The following is a 15,480-nucleotide window of genomic DNA, read 5'->3' as shown; positions in this document are numbered from 1 at the left end:
AAGAAGTGAAGCATCATTCATAGTTTCCCGACAAGGGCCGGACGCGCCGGTCCTCGATCCCTGGAGCACGTGTGCATCTCAGTGCCATGCTGGACGGTGTCGTTCGCTCGGCCGGCCGCAAAGAAGCCCTTGTCTACCGCGACCGGCGATGGACCTACCGCGAGTTCGACGAGGCCGTGCGCCGCGCCGCCACCCTGCTGCGGGAGGCGGGGCTCGGCCCCGGCGACCGCCTGGCCGTGATGACGCACAACACCCCGGCCTTCCTCTTCGCCGCCTTCGGTGCCTGGCTGGCCGGTGCCACCCTGGTGCCCGTCAACCACAAGCTCCAGACCGCCGAGGTCACCGACCAGCTGCTCCACTGCGGGGCCCGGCTCGCGGTGGTCGACCAGGAGATCGGCGAACGGGCCACCACCGCCGCCGCGGACGTGCGCTGGCTGGTCAGCCACCCGGACGCCCCGGCGGACGAGGTGCCGGAGGGCTCCTTCGAGGCGCTGCTGGCCGGCGCGTCCCCCTGGTGCGGCGAGCCCGGACCGGACACCGACATCGCCCAGATCCTGTACACCTCGGGAACCTCCGGCCGCCCCAAGGGATGCGTGCACACCCACCGGGGCATCGCCCTCACCGCCACGTACACCGCGGCGACCGTGCCCCTGCGCCGCGACGAGCGCTTCCTGGTCTGCATGCCGATCTGGCACGCCTCCCCGCTGAACAACTGGGCCCTGGGCACCCTGCTGCTCGGCGGCACGGTCGTGCTCCAGCGCGAGTACGAGCCCCGCACCATGCTGGAGACCGTGGAGCGCGAGCGGATCACCGCCGTCTTCGGCGCGCCGGTCGCCTTCATCGCCCCGGTGCAGACCGTGCCCGACTTCGACGCCCACGACCTCTCCTCGGTCCGCTCCTGGATCTACGGGGCCGGGCCGATGGACGCCGGAACCGTCCGCAGGCTGATGAAGGCGTACGGCTCGCGCCGCTTCCACCAGGTCTACGGGATGAGCGAGATGGGGCCCGTGGGGGCCTCGCTCTCGCCCGACGAGCAGGTGGAGAAGGCCGGGTCGATCGGGCGCGGCGGCATGGTCGGCGTCGATCTGCGCGTCGTGACGGCGGACGGGACGGACGCCGCCGCCGGGGACACCGGGGAGATCTGGCTCCGCTCGGACACCCGCATGGTCGGCTATCTCGACGACGAGGCCGCCACCGAGGCCGCGTTCGAGGGCGGCTGGTACCGCAGCGGGGACCTCGGCCGGGTCGACGAGGACGGGTTCGTCACCATCGTCGACCGGCTCAAGGACATGATCATCACCGGGGGCGAGAACGTCGCCTCCCAGGAGGTCGAGGGCGCGCTGCTGGCCCACCCCGACGTCGTCGACGCCGCGGTCGTGGGGCGCCCGCATCCGCAGTGGGGCGAGACCGTCGTCGCCGTCGTGGTGCCGAGGGAGGGTGCCGCACCCGGGCTGGAGGAGATCCGGGCCTGGCTGGAGCCCCGGCTGGCCCGCTACAAGATCCCGCGCGAACTGGTGCTGAGCGACGCCCTGCCCCGTACGCCCTCCGGGAAGATCACCAAGCACGTGCTGCGCGCCCGGCTGTCCCAGGGCTCCTGACCGGCCGCGCCGTCGCCACCCCGTGCCGGTCGGGGCGCCGGGGCCGCGTAGGGTCGCGGCATGGCCGAGGAGCGGGTGCGGGGCGTACGCAGGGGGCCGGGACGGCCGCGCGAGGAGCGGGTGACCGGCGCCGTGCTGGACGCCGTCGTCGCGCTGGTGGCCGAGAGCGGCATGGGCGCGCTGACCATGGACGCCGTGGCGGCGCGGGCCGGGGTGAGCAAGCCCGCCATGTACCGCCGCTGGTCCACCAAGCAGGATCTGATCATCGCCGCGGCCGAATCGCGCATCGGACCGCTGACCGTGCCCGACATGGGCGACTTCCGCGCCGAACTGCGCGCCGTCCTCACCGCCCGCGCCCGCGCCTACCGGCTGCCGGGCGTCGACCGGCTGCTCGCCGGCGTCATCGGCTCGGCGGCCGAGGCGGGGGCGGAACGCGGTGCGTACCGGGACTACACCGCGCGCGTGATGAGCGAGACCCGGCACCTGCTGGAGCGCGGGGTCGAACGGGGCGACGTGCGGCGGGACGTCGACATCGACGCCGCGGCCACCCTCGTCGCGGCCTCCCTGGTGTTCCGGATGGTCGGCGAGCAGCGGCAGCCGGACGACGTGCTCGTGGAGTCGGTCGTCGAGCTGATCGGCCGGGCGGTCGCGGTCCGGCCGTGAGCCGCGGGGGCGTGTCCGGCGCCCCCTGAACGAGAGCCGCGAGCAGTCGCGGAGAGGGTGCGGCCGGAGGGCCGTGCCCTTCTCCGGCATGCCCGCACCCGGGTCGGGTCCCTCGTCCCCGCCCGCGCCGACACGCCTGTTACGCAGGGACGTTCACGCGCGGTGGCCCCGGCGGACCGGTCCCGGAGCGGAGCGGAATCTTTTCCTCCCACCCCGTTGCCCCCGGGCGGCCCAATATCGATACTGTCGGTTACGTAATCAACGTCGATCGTGGGAGGAACCCATGGCAGCCGCCATCACCGACGGTCCGAAGCCCGTACTCGACAAGCCGCTCATGCGGTACGGCCGCAGGACGCTGGAGCGCCTCGCGCCCGGTACCCCCGAGACGCCCTACCGCGTCCTCGGCATCAGCCCCCTGACCCCGCTCATCGGCGCGGAGATCAGCGGCGTCGACCTGACCCGGCCGCTCGGCGAGGAGGTCGCCGAGGAACTGCGCCGGGCACTGCTCGAATGGAAGGTGATCTTCTTCCGGGGGCAGACCGGTCTGGAGCCCGGCCACCACCTCGACCTCGCGGCCGTCTGGGGACCGCCGGAGGCCAACCCGTTCTTCCCGAAGGCCGAGACCGCCGGTGTGTCCCGGCTCGCCAAGGACGCCATGGCCGTCGGCAACGAGAACATCTGGCACAGCGACCACTCCTTCATGGCCGCGCCCGCCCTCGGCTCCGTCCTGCGCTCCGTCGAGGTGCCCTCCGCCGGGGGAGACACCATGTGGGCCGACATGGGCGCCGCGTACGACAACCTCTCCGAGGAGATGAAGGCGCGCATCGAGCCGCTCACCGCCGTGCACGACTGGGTGCCGAGCTGGGGATCGACGATGACCGGGGAGCAGATCGCGCACTTCCGCGAGACGCTGCCGCCGGTCGAGCACCCCGTCGTGGTGCGCCACCCGCGCAGCGGCCGCAAGCTCCTCTACGTCAACGAGCCGTTCACCACCCGCATCGTGGGCCTCACCGACGCCGAGAGCCGGGCACTCCTGGACGAACTGGTCCTCCAGGCCCGCGTCCCCGAGTTCCAGGTCCGCTTCCACTGGGAGCAGGACTCCGTGGCCATCTGGGACAACATCGCCACCCAGCACTACGCCATCAGCGACTACTACCCGCGCCGCCGGGTCATGGAGCGCATCGCCGTCGCCGGCGTCCCGCTGTCCTGACCCCCTCCCGGGCCGCGTCCCGAACGCGCCGTCACATGCGGCCCCTTCCGGACGCGGCCCCGGTCCGCGCACCGCCCGGCGGCCGTCCGCGGTACGCCCGCCCGCCCCCTCATCCGTTGCCCGCTCCCCCGGAGGACCCCATGAACGCGGCTCCGACCCTGTCCCATCAGTCCTCCACACCCACCGGCCGCGTCGACGGCCGCCGGGCCTGGACCGTGACCGCGCTGCTGGTGGTCTTCATGATGGTGAACTTCGCGGACAAGTCCGTCCTGGGCCTGGCCGCCGACGAGATCCGCGCGGACCTGCATCTGAGCGCCACCCAGTTCGGCCTCGCCAACAGCGCGTTCTTCCTGCTCTTCTCGGTCTCCGCGGTCGTCGTCGGCCTCGTCGCCGACCGGGTCTCCCCCCGGCTCCTGCTGCTGGTGATGGCGCTGCTCTGGTCGGTCGCCCAGGCACCGGCCGCGCTCGGCGGGGGGCTCGCCGTCCTGGTCACCTCCCGTGTCGTCCTCGGCGCCGCCGAGGGACCGGCCTTCCCCGTCGCCCAGCAGGCCACCCTCGCATGGTTCCCCGACCACCGGCGCAATCTGCCCGGTGCCCTGATCACCCTCGGCGTCACGCTCGGCGTGATCGTCTCCGCACCCGGCCTCTCCTGGCTGATCGAGCACCACGGCTGGCGCTCCGCGCTCTGGGCCCTCGCCGCCGTCGGACTCCTGTGGGCCGCCGCCTGGAAACTGCTGGGCGCCGACGGCACGCACACCACCGAGGACACCGCGCCGGCCGCCGGCACCCGGACGGGGACGGCCACGGCCGTGCCGTACCGGAAGATCCTCGCCACCCGTACCTGGACCGGCGCCACGCTCGCCTACTTCACCAGCTACTGGTCCGTGGCCCTGATGCTGGTCTGGCTGCCCTCCTACCTGCGCAACGCCCTCGGCCACCCCGCGCACACCGCGGCCGTCCTGATCGTCGTGCCCTGGGCGGTCGGCGCCGTCGCCCTGCTCGCCCAGGCCGGGATCACCGGCCGGCTCATGCGCCGGGGCGTCGGCAGCCGCCGGGCGCGCGGCCGGGTCGGCGGCTGGCTCCTCGCCCTGGGCGCCGTCTGCCTGCTCTCCCAGGCCCTGGTCGAGGACCCCACCGGAAAAACCGTCCTCGTCTCGCTGGGCTTCGGCCTCGGCGGCTCGTACGCCACGGTCGCGGCGACCACCGTCGCCGAACTCGCCCCCGCCGGACGGAGCGGCGGCGCGCTCGGCGCCATGAACGCGGTCGTCACCGCCGCCGGACTCGCCGCGCCCGCCGTCGTCGGCGCCCTGGTCGACACATGGGGCAACCACGGCTACCACCTCGCCGTCGCCCTGTCCGGAGCCCTGCTCGTCATCGGCGCCGCGGCCTCCTTCCTCCTGATCGACCCGGCCCGCGACATCGCACGGCTCGGCCGCTGATGCCCGCCGCCGGCCGCACCCGCCCATCCGACCCACCTCAAGGAGCCGCCCCCGTGAGCACCCCCACGGAACCCGACACCGCCCCCCTCGACCGGGCCGTGACCGCCCTGCGGGCCGGCCGCGAGAGCTGGGCCGCGACCGGCACCGCCGAACGGATCGCCCTGCTGGAACGGATGCTGCCGCGCATCGCGCAGGGCGCCCCGGCCATGGTCGCCGACGCCGCGCGCGCCAAGGGCTACGAGGCCACCTCCTCATGGGCCGCGGAGGACTGGGTGACCGCACCCTGGGCCCTGGCCCAGACCGTGGGCGCCTACCTCCATGTGCTGCGCAGGCTGGCCGACGGCCGCGACCCGGTTCCGGCCGGCGCCGTCCGGGAGCGCGACGGGCGCACCGTCGTCGACGTCTTCCCCGCCACCGCCACGGACCGGCTGCTCCTCAACGGCTTCTCCGCCCAGGTCCGGACGCTGCCCGGCACCACCCGGGAACAGGTGCTCGCCCGCGCCGCCGGGACCTACCGGGGCCGGCCCGCCCACCCGGGTGTCGCCCTGGTGCTGGGCGCGGGGAACGTCGCCGCGATCACCCCGCTCGACATCCTGCACAAGCTCTGCCAGGACAACCAGGTCGTCCTCGCCAAGATGAACCCGGTCAACGCCTATCTGCGCCCCCACTTCGAGGCCGTCTTCCAGGAGTTCGTGGACCGGGACTGGGTCCGCTTCGTCGACGGGGGAGCGGCCGAGGGCGCGTACCTGACCGGGCACGAGGGCATCGACACCATCCATGTGACGGGCAGCGAGCGCACCCACGACGCCATCGTCTGGGGCACCGACGAGGACGCGGCGCGCCGACGCCGCGAGGACACCCCGCTGAACACCAAACCGTTCACGAGCGAACTCGGCGGCGTCAGCCCCTGCATCGTCGTCCCCGGGCCGTGGAGCGACGCCGATCTGCGCTTCCAGGCCGAGCACATCGTCACCAGCAAGATGAACAACTCCGGGCACAACTGCGTCGCGAGCCAGATCCTCGTCGTCCCCCGGGACTGGGACGGCACCGACCGCCTGCTCGACGAGATCCGCCGGGTGCTGCGCCGCCTCCCGGCCCGCACCGACTACTACCCCGGCGCGGCCGGCCGGCTCCGCGCCGTCGTGGACGCGCACCCCGGAGCCGAGCACCCGGCCGGCCCCGGCGGTGCCACGCTGGTCGCGGACGTCCGCGGCGAGGGCGACCCGATGCTCACCGACGAGGTGTTCGCCAGCGCCCTCGGCGTCGTACGCCTCGAAGGCGGCGACCCGGAGACCTTCCTGCGCCGGGCCACCGACTTCGCCAACGACACCCTGCCCGGCACCCTCGGCGCGACCCTCCTCGTCCACCCGCGCACCGAACGGGCCCACCGTGCCGCCGTGGACGCCGCCGTCGACGGACTGCGCTACGGCACCCTCGGGATCAACTGCTGGTCGGCCTTCGGGTTCCTCCTCGGCTACACCCCCTGGGGCGCGTACCCCGGGCACACCCGGCAGGACATCGGCAGCGGCATCGGCTTCGTCCACAACGCGTTCATGCTGGAGGACGTGGAGAAGACGGTGCTGCGGGCCCCGTTCGCCCCGTCGCCGAGGGGGCTGTTCACCGGAGCGCCGTCGCTCTCCCCGCGCCCTCCGTACTTCGTGACCAACCGGACCGGGCGCACGACGATGCGGCGGCTCACCGGGTTCACCGCCGCACCGAAGGCGTCGAAGCTGCCCGGCATCCTCCTCTCCGCCCTGCGCGGCTGAGCGGCCGGGCCGGGGTGTCAGGGCGTGACGAGCGCGAAGTCCGGGTCCGGAGCGCCGAGATGACCCAGCAGCTCGGTGATCCTCGCCGGGTCGCCGGTCACCTCGGCGCGGCCCGCGAGGTCCGCCGGGGCGAGCTGCCCCAGCAGGACGGCCCGCAGATCCGCCTCGTCCAGGGTCACCTCGACATCGGGCTCCACGGCCGCCGGTCCGCCGGCGGCCGTGTGTGTCAGCACCCCGTTGTGCAGGCGCAGCACGATCGCGTCGCCGCCGCGCACCTTCCAGAGCACGGTGATGTCGGCGTCCCAGCTGCGCGGGCCGTCGACCCGGATGCACAGCGCGTCGAAGAGCTGGTCCAGGCTGAGCGCCCGCAGGAAGTCGAGGGAGGTGGTCGTGGTCGGTGTGCCGACCGCGCCGTCGCGCAGTTCCAGGGCGCCCATCAGGAAGAAGTTGCGCCAGGTGCCGTTCTCGCTGCCGTAGCCCAGCTGCTCCAGGGCGTCGGCCTGGAGCGCCCGCGCCCCGGTGTGCTCCGGCTCCGCGAAGACCACGTGGTTGACGACCTGGGCCACCCATCGGTAGTCGCCCGCCTCGAAGGCCTCGCGCGCCCGGCGCACCACCTCGTCCGCGCCGCCCATGAAGTCCACGTACCGCCGGGCCGCCTCGACGGGCGGGTGCTCCCACAGATGCGCCGGGTTCCCGTCGAACCAGCCCAGGTACCGCTGGTAGACCGCCTTGGTGTTGTGGCTGACCGAGCCGTAGTAGCCATGGGTGTGCCAGGCCCTCTCCAGGGCCGGGGGCATCTCCATCGCCTCCGCGATCTCCAGCGGGGTCATCCCCTCGTTGATCATCCGCAGCGTCTGGTCGTGCAGATAGGCGTAGAGGTCGCGCTGTTCGGACAGGAAGCCCAGCACCCGCTCACGGCCCCGGACCGGCCAGTGGTGGGAGGCGAAGGCGAGGTCGGTCGCGTCGCCGAACAGGGCGACGGCCTCCGTCAGATACCGCGCCCAGACGTGCGGGTCGCGGACCTCGGCGCCCCGCAGCGTCAGCAGGTTGTGGAGGTTGTGCGTGGCGTTCTCCGCCATGCAGAGCGCCGAGTGGGCGGGGAAGTGGATGTTCAGCTCGGCGGGCGCCTCCGTGCCCGGTGTCAGCTGGAAGACCATCCGGATCCCGTCGACCGTCTCCGTCTGCCCCGTACGGGTGATGTCGAGCGTCGGCGGGACCAGCCCGACCGAGCCGGTCGACGTCGTCTGCCCCAGTCCGGCACCGATCTGGCCGCGCTCGCCCTTGGGCAGCGCCGCCCCGTACATGTACGCGGCGCGGCGGGCCATCGCCGTGCCCGCGTACACGTTCTCGCTCACCGCGTGCTCCAGGAAGCCCTCCGGCGCGAGCACCGGCACACCGGCCGCCACGTCCTCGTCGGTGAGGACGCCCCGCACCCCGCCGAAATGGTCGACATGGCTGTGCGTGTACAGCACACCGGTGACCGGGCGGTCCCCGCGGTGGCTCCGGTACAGGGCGAGGGCCGCGGCGGCCGTCTCGGCCGAGATCAGCGGGTCGATCACGAGGACGCCGCGCTCGCCCTCGACGACCGTCATGTTCGAGAGGTCGAAGCCCCGGATCTGGTAGATCCCCTCCGTGACCTCGAACAGACCGTGGTCGCGGACCAGCCGGCTCTGCCGCCACAGGCTCGGATTGGCGGTGGGCGGGCAGTCGCCGTCCAGGAAGCCGTAGGCGTCGAGGTCCCATACGGTCCGCCCGTCGGCCGCACCGATGATGCCGGACTCCGCCGTTCCCATGAACCCGTGGCGCGCGTCGTCCAGATCCCGGGTGTCGTCGAACGGGAAGCGGCGCAGCACCGACTCGTTGGCCCGGCCGATCGCGGGCTGCGCGTCCTTGGGCGGTGTGTTCCCGGTCATCCCGTGCTCCCTGTCCGTCGGAGAGGCGGCCCGCCGGCCGCCCCTGACCGCCAGCCTCGCCCGCGCGGCGCACCCCGGCCAGCAGGACTGCGCCGAACGGATCACCCGAATGCCGCTGCCGCTTGCGGCACTTGTGTGACCTGCGAGAACGGAGGAGAATTCCGCCAGTGGGGTGGACTGAGCAGGACACGCAATGGCAGGCGCTGGGTCTCGGAGCGGACGAACTCCGGGTGTACGAGGCGCTGCTCGACCCACCCGCACCCGTGTCCCGCACCGCGCTCGCCCAGCGTCTCGGGCTGACGGTCCGCCGGGTGACGAACGCGCTCGGCCGACTGGCCGTGCAGGGCTTCGTCCATCCGGCCCGGCGCGGCACGGCCCTCCCCGAAGCCGTGGCGCCCGCCACCGCGCTGCGCAATCTGATCCATCTGCGCCAGGCCGAACTGCTGCACCGCTCCGCGGAGCTGGAGGAGCTGACCGGATCCGTCGACCGGATCGCGGCCCGGCTCCAGAGCGCCGTGCCCACCCGGGGCGCCACCGGGATCGAGGCGGTCCGGGGCGGCCGGGCGATCGCCCTCCGGGTGCGGTCGCTGCTGGTCTCGGCGAGCGAGGAGGTCGTCCTCCTGGACCGCCCGCCGTACGCGTCGAGCGCGCCGAACGGGATGCCCGCCCCGCTCGACGTCGCCGAACCGGTGCGGCGCGGGGTGCGGGTGCGCGTCGTCGTGGACCGCGAGGGGCTGCGCTTCCACGGGCGGGCCCGGGGCCTGGGCGAACTGGCCGCGCAGGGCGTCCAGATACGGGTCGGCGTGGACCTGCCCACCAAGCTGATCGGGATCGACCGCCGGGTGACCCTGCTGCCCCCGACCGACGCGGCGGACCCGACGGCCTCCGCCCTGGTGGTGAGCGACGCGCTGCTGAGCAACGCCCTGGTGCCGCTGTTCGAGGGGATCTGGGAGCGCGCCCTGCCCATCGGCTCCGTGGTGGAGGAGGAGATCACCGACGAGGACCGGGAACTGCTCACCATGCTCGCCTCCGGCCTCAAGGACGAGGCGATGGCCAGACGGCTGGACATCCACGTCCACACCGTGCGCCGCCGCATCACCCGGCTGATGCGCGCGCTGAACGCGGAGACCCGTTTCCAGGCGGGCGTCCAGGCCGCGCTGCGCGGCTGGCTCATGGCCTGACCCCGTGCGCCCCGCACCGCGGGCCCATAATCATTCCGGTTTGTCCTGTCGAGTCCGGTACGCGTAGATTCCCCGGGCCTGCCGCCGACGAACCGCTCCCCTCCCGGCTCGCGGACGAGCGGCACGGCGACCTGTCGTCATCGGCTGGGAGGCCCCGCCCATATGTCCGGAACCGTCGACCGATGGACCACCGCGCTGCGCGACGCCCGGCGCGCGGGCACCCTGTGGCCGTGGTGGCTGGCGGCCCTCGCGTCGGCCTGCGGCTACGCCGTGGCCACCGTCTTCCACCCCGGCTACCTCAGCGCCGACAGCAACACCCAGCTGGGACAGGCGCTCGGCGACGAGCCCGTCAACGACTGGCACCCGCCCGTGATGGCCCTCGCCTGGCGGGCCGTCATCGCGGTCACCGGCGACTTCGCCGCCATGGCCGCCCTCCAGACCGCCCTGCTGTGGGCTTCCCTCTGGGTACTGGCCCGGCTGGTGTGGAAGCACACCGGCAGCCGCGGACTGTCCCTCGCCCCGCTGGCCGTCGGCTTCGCCCCGCACCTCATGAACTTCACCGGCGTCGTCTGGAAGGACGTGCACCTGGCGTATGCGCTCCTCGCCGTTCTCGCCGTGGCCCTGACCGTGCGCGACCTGCCTCCGGACCGGACGAGGACGCGCTGGGCGCTCCTCGCCCTGGGCCTGCTGCTGCTCGGCTACGCCGCCCTCGTCCGCAAGAACGGCCTGCCCGCCACGCTCCCGTTCCTCGCCCTGCTCACCCTCGCGGCCCGGCCCGCCCCCGGCCGGCGGCACTGGCTGGCCGCCGCCGGGGCCTTCCTCGCCGTCGTCCTGGCCGGCGGCGCCGCCGTGGACGCGGCCACCTCCCCGCTGCCGACCCGCGTCTACGCGGTGATCCCCGTCGACGACCTCGTCCACGTCCTCACCCCGGAGCAGGTGCGGACGGCCGCCGAACGGGCGGGCGCGAGCCCCGGTCTGAGGGACGGTCTGGTCACCGCCGCCACCGACTGCGCGCGGCGCGGGATCACCTCCGACGCGTACCTCCAGTGCTTCCCGCACCGCCGGCCCTTCGACGTCACCTATCTCGACCGGAACGCCGACGTCCTCGTCCGCATGTGGACCCAGCAGATGCCCCGGCACTGGAAGGGGTACGCGGAGTACCGCGTCCGGGTCTTCAGCAAACTGCTGTTCCGGAGCAACCAGGTCTTCTGGAACGGCACCCGCGTCAACGAGGGCGTCGAGGTCAACCCGGTCGTCCGGCGCGAACCGCTCAACGACACCCTGCGGGCCGCGCTGGGCAACTACGTGACCGGGGCCCACCGCGATCTGCCCGTGCTGTTCCAGGGCTGGTTCTGGCTGGCCGTCTCGCTCGTCCTCGTCCTGCGCCGCCGGTGGGCCGGCCCCTTCGGCCGCGAACTGCGCCTGCTCGGCGCCAGTTCGCTGCTCTACATCCTGGCCTATCTGCCGACCGCCCCCGAGTCCAACTACCGCTATGTGTACTGGCCGGCGCTGGCCGGGACCGTCGCGCTGACCCTCGTCGCCGTCGGCCACGCCGCCCGGCGCCGCGCCGTGCCGGGCACCCCGGCCGGAACGTCCTCCACCCGCCCCGCCGTACCGCAGGCCGGGGCCCCGCCCGAGACCGTCCCGGCCGCCGCGCCCCTCGGCTGACCGGCGCCGGGACTGGCGGACCGTGCGGCCGCTCGGGCAGGCTGGCCCGTATGTACCCGGAACTGCAGAACGTGGCGATCGACTGTGCGGATGCCTATGAACTGGCCCGGTTCTGGAGCCGGGTGCTGGGCCACCCGCTCCACGAGGAGGACGGGCCGGGCGTGACGGAGGCGGAGGTGATGCTGCCGCACGGGCCGCTGCTCCACTTCAACCAGGTGCCCGAGCCGAAGACCGCCAAGAACCGGCTGCACCTGTGCCTTCGGCCGACGACGACCCGGGAGGCGGAGGTCGCCCGGCTCCTGGAGCTGGGCGCCACCCTCGTCGACGACCTGAGGGAGCCGGACGGCACCGGCTGGGCGGTCCTCGCCGACCCCGAGGGCAACGAGTTCTGCGTTCTGCGCAGCGCCGCCGAGCGGGCGGCGACGAGCGCGTCCTGACCCGGCGGCCGGACCGTGGTGGCGGGTGGGGCCCGCGTTACCATGGGGCTTTCTGTCCACTTGGTCGAACGGTCGGCCTGGAGCGAGCGTGCCCGGGTGGTACGGAGATCGGAGCGTCGTGTCGAGTCGACCCGCGGGCCACAAGGCGATCATCGAGGCGGCCCGGCAGGAGTTCTCCGAGCAGGGGTACGGATCGACCTCGATCCGCGACATCGCCCAGCGCGCCGGCGTCAGCCTCTCCGCCCTGTACTACTACTACAAGGGCAAGCAGGAGCTGCTGGTCGCCATTCTCGACGACGGGCTCGACACCTACTTCTCCGCCTGCGAGCGCGCGCTCGACGCGGCCGGCGACGATCCGGCCGAGCGGCTGGAGGCGCTGGTCGAGGCCACCGTGCGCTTCCGCATCGACCACCGCACGAAGAGCAGCATCGTGCTGACCGAGGGCCGCAGCCTGGAGCCCGAGCACCTCGCCCGCTACCGGGAGAACGAGGAGCGGGGCTCCCGCCAGTTCCGCGAGGTGATCGAGGACGGGGTGGCGCAGGGGCTGTTCCTCACCCCCTACCCCGACGACGCCCGGCGTGCGGTGATCGCGATGTGCAACGCGGTCGCCCAGTGGTACCGCGCCGACGGCGAGGTCGGTCCCGACGAGCTGGTCGAGCGCTATGTCGCGCTGGCGCTCGTCGTCGTCGAGTACCGCCCCCGGGCCACCCGCCGAGGCGCCGCCGTACGCGACTGACCCCCGCCGCGCCCGCCCGAGAGGCGCCCGCCGACCCCGTCACCGGGGCTCGGCGGGCGCCTTTCGCGTTCCCGCGCCGGGCAGGCCCCTCACGTAAACGGTCAGTGCTGTCCGAATAGCTTGGCATTAAACAGTCAGCGCTGTATGTTTTACGTGCCGGCGCAGACGCCGGCCGCAGAGCCGCCCCGGAGCCGGGGCGAAGAGCCGAGGAGCCACATGTCCGGCGAGATCCTGGAACACCCCACCCTCTTCATCGGCGGCCGCTGGGTCCGGCCCGCCGGGTCCGATGTCATCGAGGTCCGCTCGCCGCACGACGGGAGCCTCGTCGGACGGGTGCCGCACGCCACCACCGAGGACGTCGACGCCGCGGTCGCCGCCGCCCGCGAGGCGTTCGACCACGGGCCCTGGCCGCGGCTGCGGGTGGAGGAGCGGCTGGCGGTCATCGGGCGGATCGTGGAGCTCATGGCCGCACGGGCCCGGGAGTTCGCCGAGCTGATCACCCGCGAGAACGGCTCCCCGATCTCCTGGAGTCTCGTCAACCAGGTGAAGGGCGCGATCGGCCACTTCGCCGTCACGGCCGAGGTGGCCGGGGCCTTCCCGTTCGAGGAGTCCCGTCAGGGCCTGAGCCGGCCGCTGGTGCTGCGGCGTGAACCGGTGGGCGTCGTGGCCGGCATCGTGCCGTGGAACGTGCCGCAGTTCACCGCCGCCTCCAAGCTGGCCCCCGCGCTCGCCGCCGGCTGCACCGTCGTGCTCAAGCCCTCGCCCGAAACGCCCCTCGACGCCTTCCTGTTCGCGCGGATCGCGGCCGAGGCCGGACTGCCCGAGGGTGTCCTGAGCGTGCTGCCGGCCGACCGCGAGGTCAGCGAGTACCTGGTCGCGCACCCGGGCGTCGACAAGGTCGCCTTCACCGGATCGGTCGCCGCGGGCAAGCGCGTCATGGAGGTCGCCGCCCGCAACCTGACCCGCGTCACCCTGGAACTCGGCGGCAAGTCCGCGGCCGTCGTGCTGCCCGACGCCCCCGTCGACGACGTGGTGAACACCGTGCTCACCGGCTCCTTCCTCAACAACGGTCAGGCCTGTGTCGCCCTGACCCGGGTGCTGCTGCCCCGCAGCCGCTACGAGGAACTGAGCGGCGCGCTCGTCGAGGCCGTCCGCGCGCTCACCGTGGGCGACCCCCTCGACCCGGCCACCCAGGTCGGCCCGCTCGTGACCAGGCGTCAGCAGGCCCGCAACCTCGACTACATCCGCATCGGCCGGGAGGAGGGCGCCACCCTGCTGACCGGCGGTGGAGTCCCCGCCGGACTGGAGGCCGGCGCCTATGTCGAGCCGACGCTCTTCGGCGACGTCACCAACGACATGCGCATCGCCCGCGAGGAGATCTTCGGCCCGGTGGTCTGCCTGCTGCCGTACGAGGACGAGGAGGACGCCGTACGGATCGCGAACGACTCCGACTTCGGGCTCTCCGGGGCCGTCGTCACCGCCGACGTCGACCACGGACTGGAGATCGCGCGCCGCGTCCGCACCGGCACCTTCACGGTCAACGGCTTCTCCGTCGACCTGACCGCGCCCTTCGGCGGCTACAAGAACTCCGGCATCGGCCGCGAGTTCGGCGCCGCCGGCCTCACCGCCTACCTGGAGCAGAAGGCGATCGCCCTGCCCGCGTTCTGACCCGCCCCGGCCCCGGTGCGCCGGGGCCTCCCCTCCCCACCCACCGCACATCCGCGGGCCCGCCCCCGCGCGGGCACCCGCACCCCTCAGGAGCCGTCATGCTTGCCGCACTCATCACCGCCCCCGGTCAGGACACCCTGGAAGTCCGCGACGACGTCGAGACCACCGGCTTCGGCCCCGGAAAGGTCAGGGTCGCCATCAAGGCCACCGGCCTCTGCCACTCCGACCTCTCCGGCATGTCCGGGAAGATCCCCGGCCCCACCCCGATGGTCCTCGGCCACGAGGGCGCCGGAGAGGTCCTGGAGGTCGGCGACGGCGTCACCCATGTGAGGCCCGGTGACCGCGTCATCGTCAACTGGCGCCCCGCGTGCGGACACTGCGCCCACTGCCGGCGCGGCGAGTCCAACCTGTGCGGCGCCGGATCCGCCGCCATGCGGGTCCCCGCCTTCACCTCGCGCGGCACCGACCTGTACCGCTTCATGGGTGCGGGCACCTTCGCCGAGGAGGTCGTCCTCGAAGCCGGATTCGCCGCGCCGATCCCCGACGACGTGTCCTACGAGGCCGCCCTGATCGGCTGCGGCGTCACCACCGGCATCGGCGCGGCGATCAACTCCGCGCGGGTCGCGCCCGGTGAGACCGTCGCCGTCGTGGGCTGCGGCGGCGTCGGCATCAGCGCCGTCATGGGCGCGCGGGCGGCCGGTGCCGCGCAGATCGTCGCGATCGACCCGGTGGCCTCCCGCCGTGCCTGGGCCGTCGACTTCGGCGCCACCGCCGCCGTCGCCCCCGACGAGGTCAAGGACGCCGTCGCCACCTACACCGGGGGACTCGGTTTCGACCACGTCATCGAGGCCGTCGGACGCCCGGCCACCGTGCGCTCGGCCTACGAGACCGCGCGCCAGGGCGGCACGGTCTGCCTCGTCGGCGTCGGCGGCTTCGAGGACATGGTCCCGGTCAACCTGCTGGAACTCTTCGTCAGCGCCAAGCGCATCATCCCCTCCGTGTACGGCGGCGACGACGTCACCCGCACCTACGACCGCATCATCAACCTGCTCCGGGCCCGCCGCATCGACCTGGAGGCGCTGGTCACCCACCGGCTGCCGCTGGCCGACGTCAACGACGCCCTCGGCCTGATGCGCAGCGGCGAGGCGCTGCGCGTCATGCTCACCACCGGCTGAGCAGCCCGCCCCGCCCGCGCCGCCCG

The 15,480-nt window shown here is 73.5% G+C and carries 12 protein-coding genes; 11 read left to right on the top strand and 1 reads right to left on the bottom strand.

The features are described from left to right. Positions 1-71: 71 nt before the first annotated feature. From ACZ4FH_RS30375 to ACZ4FH_RS30355, 5 genes are all read left to right on the top strand, one after another. Positions 72-1,598 carry a class I adenylate-forming enzyme family protein gene (locus ACZ4FH_RS30375; protein WP_467308937.1) on the top strand — a complete coding sequence of 509 codons (1,527 nt, stop codon included), beginning with the start codon at positions 72-74 and terminating at the stop codon, positions 1,596-1,598. Positions 1,599-1,658: 60 nt separating this feature from the next. Next, positions 1,659-2,261 (top strand): TetR/AcrR family transcriptional regulator, encoded by a 603-nt coding sequence (locus ACZ4FH_RS30370; protein ID WP_467308935.1) that lies wholly within the window; start codon positions 1,659-1,661, stop codon positions 2,259-2,261. A 283-nt stretch (positions 2,262-2,544) separates the two neighbouring features. After that, on the top strand, positions 2,545-3,471 hold the full coding sequence (locus tag ACZ4FH_RS30365) for a TauD/TfdA dioxygenase family protein (RefSeq protein WP_467308933.1): 927 nt from the start codon (positions 2,545-2,547) through the stop codon (positions 3,469-3,471). Positions 3,472-3,611: 140 nt separating this feature from the next. Continuing rightward, positions 3,612-4,910, top strand: coding sequence for an MFS transporter (locus ACZ4FH_RS30360; protein ID WP_467308932.1), 1,299 nt, complete (start codon positions 3,612-3,614; stop codon positions 4,908-4,910). Between the two features lie 53 nt (positions 4,911-4,963). Continuing rightward, on the top strand, positions 4,964-6,676 hold the full coding sequence (locus ACZ4FH_RS30355) for an aldehyde dehydrogenase family protein (RefSeq protein ID WP_467308931.1): 1,713 nt from the start codon (positions 4,964-4,966) through the stop codon (positions 6,674-6,676). Positions 6,677-6,693: 17 nt separating this feature from the next. On the opposite strand, the gene ACZ4FH_RS30350 is transcribed toward ACZ4FH_RS30355, so the two are convergent. Next, positions 6,694-8,589 carry an alkyl/aryl-sulfatase gene (locus ACZ4FH_RS30350; RefSeq protein ID WP_467308929.1) on the bottom strand — a complete coding sequence of 632 codons (1,896 nt, stop codon included), beginning with the start codon at positions 8,587-8,589 and terminating at the stop codon, positions 6,694-6,696. 167 nt (positions 8,590-8,756) lie between these two features. On the opposite strand from ACZ4FH_RS30350, the gene ACZ4FH_RS30345 reads away from it, so the two are divergent. From ACZ4FH_RS30345 to ACZ4FH_RS30320, 6 genes are all read left to right on the top strand, one after another. Further along, positions 8,757-9,770, top strand: coding sequence for a LuxR family transcriptional regulator (locus tag ACZ4FH_RS30345; protein ID WP_467308927.1), 1,014 nt, complete (start codon positions 8,757-8,759; stop codon positions 9,768-9,770). A gap of 162 nt (positions 9,771-9,932) precedes the next feature. Next, positions 9,933-11,438, top strand: a complete 1,506-nt coding sequence (locus tag ACZ4FH_RS30340; RefSeq protein ID WP_467308925.1) for a hypothetical protein — start codon at positions 9,933-9,935, stop codon at positions 11,436-11,438. A gap of 50 nt (positions 11,439-11,488) precedes the next feature. Further along, the gene (locus tag ACZ4FH_RS30335) at positions 11,489-11,875 is read left to right on the top strand and encodes a VOC family protein (RefSeq protein ID WP_467308923.1); all 387 of its coding nucleotides are present in this window, start codon (positions 11,489-11,491) and stop codon (positions 11,873-11,875) included. 118 nt (positions 11,876-11,993) lie between these two features. Then, entirely contained in the window at positions 11,994-12,611 is a 618-nt protein-coding gene (locus tag ACZ4FH_RS30330) for a TetR family transcriptional regulator (RefSeq protein WP_467308922.1), read from the top strand. 216 nt (positions 12,612-12,827) lie between these two features. Further along, positions 12,828-14,279, top strand: coding sequence for an aldehyde dehydrogenase (locus tag ACZ4FH_RS30325; RefSeq protein ID WP_467308921.1), 1,452 nt, complete (start codon positions 12,828-12,830; stop codon positions 14,277-14,279). A 98-nt stretch (positions 14,280-14,377) separates the two neighbouring features. After that, positions 14,378-15,454: an alcohol dehydrogenase catalytic domain-containing protein gene (locus ACZ4FH_RS30320; protein WP_467308919.1), complete on the top strand. Its 1,077-nt coding sequence runs from the start codon at positions 14,378-14,380 to the stop codon at positions 15,452-15,454. The last annotated feature ends 26 nt before the right edge of the window (positions 15,455-15,480 follow it).

It is taken from the genome of Streptomyces sp. NPDC024555, assembly GCF_055559335.1.
This window is presented reverse-complemented; position numbering and strand designations above follow the sequence as displayed.